Consider the following 5556-nt stretch of genomic DNA (forward strand, 5'->3'; position numbering starts at 1 on the left):
TCCGCCTACATGGCCGAAATTATAGGGTCGACCTGGCTCTCTCTGCCGCGCGACACAATCGAAGCGGGTCATGCATTCGGATATAGCGGCCTGCGCCTCTTTCACCGCATCGTGATGCCGCCTCTCGCTCTGAACGCGGCGCCGGTAATAGGCAATCAGATCATTCAAATCGTCAAGGACAGCGCATTTCTGACGATCATTGCGCTACCGGAACTCACTAACGCGGCGAGCGCCATTCAGTCGCAGTATTTCGTCCCATTTGCGGCCTTTATCACGGCCATGTTGCTGTATTGGGCGCTTTGCCTGGTAGTCGAAGCCTTTGTAGCCGTGCTGGGCCGAATGGCGGAGGCGCGCCGATGAATATGATGCACTACCCTACGAAAATGGACGATTCCCAGGCGGTTCTGAACATTATTGGAGTCTCGAAGAGCTTTGGATCCTTGCAGGTGCTCGACAACGTCAGCTTTAATGTTGCCGCGGGAGAGACGGTCTGCCTCTTAGGACCATCCGGTTCAGGAAAATCGACGCTGCTGCGCTGCGTTAACTGGCTTGAGCGTCCAGACCAGGGGCGAATTCTGCTGAACGGAGAACAGCTCGGCATCTCAAATGCCGGCGTCGTCATGGACGACCGCGATCTCGCGAGGATGCGCATGCGCATCGGCATGGTGTTTCAGCATTTCGCGCTGTGGCCTCATCTAACCGTTTTGCAAAATGTGATGGAGGCGCCGGTGCACGTGCAGCGCCGCCCTAAAGACGTGGTGCGCGAGGAAGCAGAAGCACTCTTGCGCCGCGTTGGAATGTATGAGAAGAGAAGCGCGTTTCCGGCCCGTCTTTCGGGCGGTCAAAAGCAACGGATTGGAATCGCAAGAGCGCTGGCCATGAAACCGGAACTGCTGCTCTTCGATGAACCGACCAGTGCGCTCGATCCCGAACTCGTTGGCGAAGTGCTTGCCGTTATGCGGGATCTCGCAAGCGAGGGTATGACCATGGTCGTCGTTACCCACGAAATGGCTTTTGCAAGGGACGCCGCAAGCCGCATTGCCTTTATGGATCGAGGCGGGATTGTCGAAAGCGCGGCGCCTGACGTTTTCTTCTCCGCTCCGGCCACGGAGCGCGCACGCCAATTTCTGCAGCGCTATTCCGCTGCATCCGACCGTTCGTTGGCATCCAGTTGACCACGAGCACTGCTAAACCACCACGCTAGGATTCCGAGCGATGACATATACAGAACTGCTGGCATGACTATCCATTCGAATACCTCAATGGCCGAGCGCGAAGCGCATCGAGCCCGCTACGAGGCACTTCGTGCCGAAGGGCAAGGCGCGTCGGCGCAAGCGCTACCGCCACTTACCGCGCGCGATCAACCAGTGCATGACGATGCCGTCCTGCACCGCGAACACGTGCCGGGCGGCTGGTACTGGACCACACGTCTGGCGCGTGGCGAAGCGCTGCGCATTGTGAACACGGCGGGTACCTCTGCTGTTTCGATGGTGGCGTGGTGCGAAACGGATCCCTCTGAGCGCCTGAATACCGCGGACACGATGAAAGTCCAGTGGAGCACCGGACTGCGCAAGGGTCGCGTGATTTATACGGAAATGGGACGGGTAGCGTTCTCCATTGTGGAAGACACCTCCGGCGCCCACGACCCGCTCGTCGGGCCAACCACGAAAGAATCGATGGAGAAGGCACTCGGGCACTCGGCGGCGAGGAACTCCCGCGATAACTTCTTCCTGGCCGCGGCAAAGCTTGGCTTGGCGCGTCGCGACGTGCCGGCCTGCATCAACTTTTTCGCACCAGTGGCGATCGCCGCCGACGGCCGGTTCCTCTGGCATCCCGAGCGGCGGACAGCAGGGGATTTTGTCGACGTTCGCGCGGAAATGGATCTCCTCGTCGTGTTGTCCAACGCCGGCCATCCGCTTGACCCGGCTGTGCAAGCTGTCCCTGCGCCGCTTGATGTAATCCAGTTTGTCGCACCTCTAGTTGGGGCCGACGACCCCTGTCGCCATGCCTGCAGGGAAGTCGACCGGGCATTCGAACAAACTGAGCGGCACATTCGCCGCGGGAGCAGCTCATGATGGAAACGTCCGCTTTTACCGACCTCGTGCTCGACGTGGTCATACCCGCCCGCTCGCCGTGGTCCCACGTGATGCGTCGCGGACAGAAGATGCGCCTTATCGACATTGAAGGACAGCAGGCAGTCGATGCCCTGTTTTACAACGCCGCGGACACTGCCCAACGCTACAGCGCGCAGGACACGGTGCGCGAGCAGGGATCGGCCTACATAGGACTCGGCACACGGCTCGTATCCAACCAGGGTGTCGTGATGGCGCGGGTCGTCGAAGACAGTTCGGGCCGGCATGACACGCTGGCAGGTTGTTGTTCATGCGAGAGCAACGTGGTCCGGTTTGGCGAAGCAACCCGCTACCAACACGCATGCAGGGAGAACTTTATGCTGGAGGTCGGACGGTATGGGATGGGCAAGCGGGACATTGCACCCAACGTGAACTTCTTCATGAACGTGCCGATCGACGACGCCGGCAATTTCGCTGTGCTCGACGGCATATCGCCACCGGGAAGCTACATTGATCTGGTTGCGGAGATGGATCTGCTTTGTGTGTTTTCCAATTGTCCGCAGATCAACAACCCTAGCAATGACTTCAACCCGACGCCTGTACGCGTGATGATATGGGACGCCGCTCCGCAGCCGGGATAGACGGGTGACACAATCTCACGGACGTGCGGACGAGTTCGGGCCATCAGGCCAGCGGCCGGTCCGGACTCGTTTATCACTCGAATGACAAAATCCTAAGCCAAAAATGCTATATCTGTACTGCTTAGCAAAAAGTAACCGGGGACAAGCCACGGCTTTCTTCGCCATGTCTTACCGACGATCGCAGCCAATCGTGCGGGAACTTTAGGCATGAACTCTTCGAAACTCAATGAACTGGACGCATGGCAAGCTGCACGCCTGATAGCGAAACGCGAACTTCGCGCGGTCGATTTGCTGCATGCATGCCTTGACCGGATCACGGAACGCGACGACGAAGTACACGCCTTTGCGCATCTCGATCGCGCTCACGCGCTAGTGCAGGCAAACGCCCTCGATAAGGGCCCCGTGCGTGGGCTGCTGCACGGGCTGCCGATCGGTGTGAAGGACCTGTTCGACACCATCGATTTCCCTACCGGCTACGGCTCGCCGGTCTACGGCGCGCACCGCCCGAGGGCAGACGCGGCTTCCGTCGCTCTGTGCCGCGAGGCTGGCGCTTTGGTCATCGGAAAGACAGTCACGACCGAATTCGCCTATTTTTATCCCGGGGCCACCCGTAACCCACATGACTTGACGCGCACGCCAGGCGGATCGTCGAGCGGCTCCGCAGCGGCGGTTGCTGACAGCATGCTTCCGCTGGCGCTGGGTACTCAGACGGCCGGCTCGGTCATCCGGCCGGCCGCGTATTGCGGCGTAGTCGGCTATAAGCCGAGTTCTGGACGCGTTCCCCGTGCTGGCATCAAGAGCATCTCGGAGGCGCTCGATACGCCGGGAGGATTTGGACGTTGCGTGCGCGACGTGGCGCTGCTCGGTGCTGTGCTCACCGGCGACGCGCGGCTCAGTACCAGTCCGGACGAATCAGCCGCCCCACGCATTGGCCTGTGCCGGACGCCTGAGTGGCCCTTTGCGGAAGCGGACACGCAACGTGCTTGGGACACGGCGACTGCAGCACTAATGCATGTTGCGCCAGCGCTCGCAGACGTCGCGCTACCGGACGATGTGCCGGATCTGGTGGCGTTGCAAAAGGAAGTCATGGCATTCGAAATGTTCCGTGCACTAAGCGTTGAGCGGCTGCATCACCGGGATCAGCTTAGCCTTCAATTGCAGGCTCAACTGGACAGCGGCAGCGTGATTTCCGGTGGCACACACGCGGCGAACCTGGTGCGTACCGAACGCGCAAGACATCGCATTGACACCCTGTTCGACCGGTTTGACGTGCTGCTCGCGCCCAGTGCTTCGGGTGAAGCGCCAGTTGGCGTCGACGCAACCGGCGACCCGCTGTTTTGCCGCGGCTGGACTTTGCTAGGACTGCCCTGCGTGCATTTGCCGTTCACGCGCGGCATCAACGGGCTCCCAGTGGGACTGCAGCTGGTCGGCCGCTGGGGCGAGGACCATCGCCTGCTTTCGAGCGCGCAGTGGATTTACGACAGACTGACGCAATGAGCACGGCTCGTAACGCGATTGCCCGTTCTCGCGGCCGCGCGCCGTCAACCAGGAAGGTTTATGGTGCGGACCACTCAATAGAAGGAACACGATAGATGCACGTCCACCTGGAAAATACGACCTCCAAGCCCCGCCCGTTCTGGCTTACGCCTGAACTCGTCGACGCCGCGCGCTCGAGCAATGCTGCGCTGCCGGGCGAAGTGCGGTTCACCGTCGGTAGCGATCTGGAAGACTTCGCCGGCAGCTTATCGACTGCGACAGTGCTCGTTACATCGTCGGGCGTCATTTGCGATCCGCGGTTTCCGCGCGGTGATCTGGCCGCGGCTGCGCCCAATCTACGATTCATTCACCTGATCGATGCAGGCGTGGAAGACGTCATGCCGTTGAACTGGCTGCCGGCGAACGTCCAGCTAGTCAACAACAGCGGGGTACACGTAGAGAAGGCACGCGAATTCACGATCATGTCGTTGCTCGCACTCAACGCGCGCCTCCCGGAAATAGTGTGGCACCAGCGGCGAGCGCAATGGGAGCAGGTTTTCACACCGCTCATTCGAGGAAAATCGCTCCTGGTCATTGGGCTTGGTGACATGGGACTGGCAGCAGTAGCGGCTGGCCACACGCTCGGCATGAAAGTCTTTGGCGTACGGCGTTCGGGCATGAGTGTACCTGGCGTCGAGCGAGTTTACTTGCCGCGTCAACTACACGAGGCGGTCGAATTAGCTGACTTCATCGTGGTCGCTACGCCCTTGACTTCCGGTACGCGGAACCTCGTTAGTCGGTCAGTTTTGGAGGCGACGAAGCATTCGGCAGCATTGTTGAATATTGGGCGAGCGGACGTTCTGGATCACGGCGCGCTCGTCGACTTGCTGAGGAATGGCAGGCTAAGCGGCGCGATATTGGACGTGTTGCCGCAAGAGCCGTTGCCCTCGTCGTCGGAGCTTTGGGCCTGCCCGAACCTGATTATCAATCCACATGTAGGCGCGGACGACCCAACCACTTACATGACGGAAACGATGCGATTGCTTTTCGCCAATTTGCAGCAACACCTTACCGGTCGGCCGCTTCAAAATGTCGTAGATCGGATGACCGAATACTAAAAGGCTGACCCGCTGCGAGGGTTGGGCAGCAGGTCAGCCGCGATATGGTGTGCCGCATGGTCTACCCGGCGAACTCAGAGTTATTAGCGTCGTCGCCGGTGCTACGCAGATGGTCGGTCCGACACTGCGGTTGACCGCGTCGGGGTCGAAAGTACCATTCGCAATGAGCGAAAGCGGCCATACGCGTTTGGGCTTCTTCACACCTGTGCGGGGGTCCGCTTTAGCCGATGAACCAACGTTCGCCCTCGC

Annotated in this window: 6 protein-coding genes; all 6 read left to right on the forward strand. The window is 60.1% G+C overall.

The features are described 5' to 3' along the window. A partial coding sequence (locus QOC89_RS16020) for an ABC transporter permease subunit (protein ID WP_323045904.1) occupies positions 1-360 on the forward strand: 360 nt, incomplete at its 5' end. Between the two features lie 2 nt (positions 361-362). After that, entirely contained in the window at positions 363-1175 is an 813-nt protein-coding gene (locus QOC89_RS16025) for an amino acid ABC transporter ATP-binding protein (protein WP_416340406.1), read from the forward strand. Positions 1176-1238: 63 nt separating this feature from the next. Further along, a complete protein-coding gene (locus tag QOC89_RS16030) occupies positions 1239-2075 on the forward strand; it encodes an urea amidolyase associated protein UAAP1 (RefSeq protein WP_323045906.1) in 837 nt (278 codons plus the stop codon). After that, positions 2072-2713: an urea amidolyase associated protein UAAP2 gene (locus tag QOC89_RS16035; protein ID WP_323045907.1), complete on the forward strand. Its 642-nt coding sequence runs from the start codon at positions 2072-2074 to the stop codon at positions 2711-2713. Before QOC89_RS16030 ends, QOC89_RS16035 begins: the two co-directional genes overlap by 4 nt. 207 nt (positions 2714-2920) lie before the next feature. Continuing rightward, the gene (locus QOC89_RS16040; RefSeq protein WP_323045908.1) at positions 2921-4210 is read left to right on the forward strand and encodes an amidase; all 1290 of its coding nucleotides are present in this window, start codon (positions 2921-2923) and stop codon (positions 4208-4210) included. Between the two features lie 95 nt (positions 4211-4305). Continuing rightward, the gene (locus QOC89_RS16045) at positions 4306-5307 is read left to right on the forward strand and encodes an NAD(P)-dependent oxidoreductase (RefSeq protein ID WP_323045909.1); all 1002 of its coding nucleotides are present in this window, start codon (positions 4306-4308) and stop codon (positions 5305-5307) included. The last annotated feature ends 249 nt before the right edge of the window (positions 5308-5556 follow it).

Origin of the sequence: Paraburkholderia sp. (assembly GCF_034668105.1) — a bacterium.
Taxonomy (GTDB): Bacteria; Pseudomonadota; Gammaproteobacteria; order Burkholderiales; family Burkholderiaceae; genus Paraburkholderia.